This window comes from bacterium (genome assembly GCA_030654305.1).
Classification (GTDB): domain Bacteria; phylum Krumholzibacteriota; class Krumholzibacteriia; order LZORAL124-64-63; family LZORAL124-64-63; genus PNOJ01.
The window spans coordinates 1-3,522 of record JAURXS010000024.1; the positions used below are offsets into that span (position 1 = coordinate 1).

Genomic DNA, 3,522 nt, shown 5'->3' on the forward strand with positions numbered 1-3,522 from the left:
CAGTTCGAAGTCCATCATCGAGCTGGACGACGAACGCAAGGCGGCCATGGTCTCGAACCTCCTGGTCGTGCTGTGCAGCAACCACTCGACCCAGCCCGTGATCAACACCGGGACGCTCTACACGTAGGAGACGATGGTGACGCCACTCTACCAGTCGCGACAGTACAGCTGGGTGATGCTGATCGTCATCCCCGCCATGCTCGTGTACATCGGGGTCGCCAGCTACGGCGACCCCGAGGGCGAGGCCCCTTTGTGGGTATACCCGATCATGCTGCTGACGATGATCGCCTTCAGTTCGATGACCGTCACGGTGACCTACGAGGAAGTGCGGATCCGCTGCCCGCTCGGCTGGCCGCGCCGCCGGGTCCCGATCGCACGGATCAGCGTCTGCACCCCGTTCGAGAGGAAGTGGTTCTCGACCCTGGATACCGGCATCAAGCCCAGCCGCGGCGAGTTCCGCATGAACGGCCGCCGCGGCGTCGTGCTGACCCTGGATTCCGGCCTGCCGGTCATCATCAGCGCGCCGGACCCTGACGAGCTGCGACGGGCCGTCGAGAAGGCGCGCGCCCGCCTCCCGAAACACGGCGGAGCGTGACGACGTGTCCGAGCGCAAGTCATTCCCGCTGCGACTGAGCCCCGAACTCTACGAGGAGCTGCGGCGCTGGGCCGACCAGGAGTTCCGCAGCGTGAACGGGCAGATCGAGTACCTGCTGCGCGAGGCGGTGCGCAAGCGATCGGGGCGACCGCCGCCGGTCGACGGCGAGCGGGAGTCCTGAACGGGCAGGCGCCCTCTTCCCGGCCGGAAGAGGGCGCCTTTCCCTGCGGCTGCGGCCGTGCGCCGGATCATTCGATGTTGAAGTCGAAGCCGTCCTCGTCGTGATCCCGTTCGACCCCCACCCCCACCAGCGGATCCAGAGGCAGGTACGTCGATTCGAACCGTGACCGGAACGGGTCGAGCCCGGTCGCGAGTGCGGGGGGCAGCTCTCCCGCCCAGGGCAGGCGCAAGCTGTCGGCCGCGGCGGACGCGGCGACTTCCGCCGCCAGGCGCTCGCACCAGGCGGCGTCGAGGCCGGCCGCGATCGCGGCCTGGTGCTGGTTCGCCGCCCAGCCGCGGAACAGGTCCTGCAGGCGCTCGGCGCGGCGCTCGTCGTCCCGGTCGCCGATCTCGATCCGCGCCCCGTGGTCGGTGTCGACCCGCGTGGACGGCTCGCCGAACGTGGGATCGAAGCTGCGGCCCAGCCAGCTGTGGTAGCCCAGGACGTAGAGGTAGGTGTACTCGCCCAGGCCCATCTCCGCCGCCAGCAGGGCCTCGTTGCGCTCCTGCAGGTATTCGGCGGCGTAGCGGCCGATGCCGACCACGCCGCGGATCCCGCGCAGGATGCCGCCCGGCCCGATGCCCTTGCCCTTCTGGCGTTCGAGATCCTGGAGGGCCCGACCGTGGCCGACGAGTTCGCGGCCCGTTTCCTGGAGCGTGTCCTGGACGCGCAGGAAGATCTCGACCCGCTCCGCGGGCAGGACGCCGTCCGCGGGGGGAACGTAGTCGGCGACCTCGCCGTAACGGTCGGCGAGGGTCCGCTGCGTGTCGCCCAGCTCCTCGAAGCGGGCGACCACCTTCTTGCCGGTGTTGAACAGCAGCACGCCGCCCAGGACCGAGATCACGATCACCGCGAGGCAGCCGATCCCGCAGCCCAGCAGCCAGTTGTTCCTGCCCGCCATGTCCCCCCCTCAGGTCAGTGTCCGCCCTCGCCGCCCTGCGGCGGCGCCAGGCCGTATTCGCGGATCTTGCGCCACAGCGTGGTCCTGTCAACCCCCAGGCTGCGGGCGGTGCGGGCGCGGTGCCAGCCGTGGCGCGCCAGCGCCGCCAGCACCGCGTCGCGCTCGGCGTCGCCGTGGCGCGCCAGGCCGCGCAGGCCGGCCGGGGCGTGCCCGCCCGCCGCCCCCGCCGCCACTTCAGGCGGCAGGTGCGCCGGCTCGATGATCCCGCCGCGGCACAGGACGAAGGCGTGCTCGAGCGCATTTTCCAGCTCGCGCACGTTCCCGGGCCAGGCGTGGGCCATCAGCACCCGCATCGCTTCGGTGGAGACGCCGCGGGAGGCCTCCGGGTTGCGTGCCAAAACGTGATCGACCAGTAGCGGGATGTCCTCGCGGCGGTCGCGCAGGGGCGGGATGTCCAGGACCACGACCTTGATGCGGTAGTAGAAGTCCTCGCGCAGCCGCCCGCGCGCGACCAGATCCTCCAGGTCGCGGTTCGTGGCCGAGACGATGCGCACGTCCACCGGCACGGGCGTGTTGTCGCCGACGCGTTCGATGACGTGATCCTGGAGCACGCGCAGCAGCTTCACCTGCACCACCGGGCTGACGTCGCCGATCTCGTCCAGGAACAGCGTGCCGCCGCGCGCCTCCTCGAAGCGGCCGCGCCGCGTCGCGACGGCGCCCGTGAAGGCGCCGCGCACGTGACCGAACAGCTCGCTCTCGAGCAGGCCTTCGGACAGGGCCGAGCAGTTGACCATCACGAACGGCCCGTCGGCGCGATGGGAGGCGTAGTGGACGGCCTGGGCCACCAGCTCCTTGCCCGTGCCGCTCTCGCCGCGGATCAGGACCGAGGCCTGGCTCGGCCCGACGTCCTCGATCAGGCGGTACAGGTCGAGCATGCGCCGGTCGCGGCCGATGATGGCGCCGTGGCGGTGCCGGGCGTCGACTTCCTTGCGCAGGGTCGTCACCTCGGTCACGTCGCTGATGATGATCGCGGCGCCGTGCACCGCGCCCGACTCGCTCGCCAGCGGGACCGTGCTGAGCTGCACCTCGCCGAGCCGGCCGTCCGCCAGCCTCACCTTCGTCTGGTAGTCGCGGATGGGCCGGCCGGTGGTCAGGGTCTCCTGCAGGCACGCCAGCGGGCAGGTCTCCTCGCCGAAGAGTTCGCAGACCGAGGCCCCGCCCAGCCCGCCGGCCGGCGTCTCGAACAGGGCCTGGGCGCGGGCGTTCATGCCCAGCACGCGCAGGTTCTCGTCGACGGCGACGACACCTTCGGCGAGGGCGTCGAGGATGTCGGCCACGCTCAACGGCCGGAAACGGCACAGGGCGTCGAGGCGATCCATGTTCCCTCCCACGGCCAAAGCCATGCGTCCGCCGGGTGTTGCATGCAACGCCAATGTTGCATCAATGTCGTTGCATGCAACGTAGCACGATCGGCCTGCCGACGCCACCATGATTGTAACTCTATGTATATCAATACATTAGATTCTACGAGCTCGAGCCGCTCCCTGGCACGCGACATGCCTTTAGCCATGCGAGTTTCCTGGACGAGAATAACCCCCGACAGCGAGGTGACGACGTGAGTGAAGCGATCAAGGTCGAGAGCGGATCGTTCCAGGGCGAGGTCCTCGACAGCGCCCTGCCCGTGATGGTGGACTTCTGGGCCCCGTGGTGCGGTCCCTGCAAGCTGCTGACCCCGACCATCGAGGAGTTGGCGCGCGACTACGCCGGCAAGGCGAAGGTCGTGAAGGTCAACGTGGACGACAACCA

General features: G+C 69.7%; 6 protein-coding genes. 4 read left to right on the plus strand and 2 right to left on the minus strand.

The genetic code is table 11. The features are described 5' to 3' along the window. The 3 genes from Q7W29_00650 to Q7W29_00660 form a co-directional block, all read left to right on the plus strand. Positions 1-127, plus strand: a 127-nt coding sequence (locus tag Q7W29_00650; protein ID MDO9170323.1) for an SPFH domain-containing protein, incomplete at its 5' end; no start/stop codon positions are given. 9 nt (positions 128-136) lie between these two features. Beyond that, positions 137-595 (plus strand): hypothetical protein, encoded by a 459-nt coding sequence (locus Q7W29_00655; GenBank protein ID MDO9170324.1) that lies wholly within the window; start codon positions 137-139, stop codon positions 593-595. 4 nt (positions 596-599) lie between these two features. Then, complete coding sequence (locus tag Q7W29_00660; protein ID MDO9170325.1) at positions 600-776, plus strand: hypothetical protein; 177 nt, start codon at positions 600-602, stop codon at positions 774-776. 67 nt (positions 777-843) lie between these two features. Here Q7W29_00660 and Q7W29_00665 read toward each other — a convergent pair whose 3' ends face one another. Together Q7W29_00665 and Q7W29_00670 are read right to left on the minus strand one after the other, a co-directional pair. Further along, positions 844-1,716: a hypothetical protein gene (locus tag Q7W29_00665; GenBank protein MDO9170326.1), complete on the minus strand. Its 873-nt coding sequence runs from the start codon at positions 1,714-1,716 to the stop codon at positions 844-846. 14 nt (positions 1,717-1,730) lie between these two features. Beyond that, complete coding sequence (locus Q7W29_00670) at positions 1,731-3,095, minus strand: sigma 54-interacting transcriptional regulator (protein ID MDO9170327.1); 1,365 nt, start codon at positions 3,093-3,095, stop codon at positions 1,731-1,733. A gap of 236 nt (positions 3,096-3,331) precedes the next feature. Between Q7W29_00670 and Q7W29_00675 the strand changes: the two genes are divergently transcribed. Next, a partial coding sequence (locus tag Q7W29_00675) for a thioredoxin domain-containing protein (GenBank protein MDO9170328.1) occupies positions 3,332-3,522 on the plus strand: 191 nt, incomplete at its 3' end.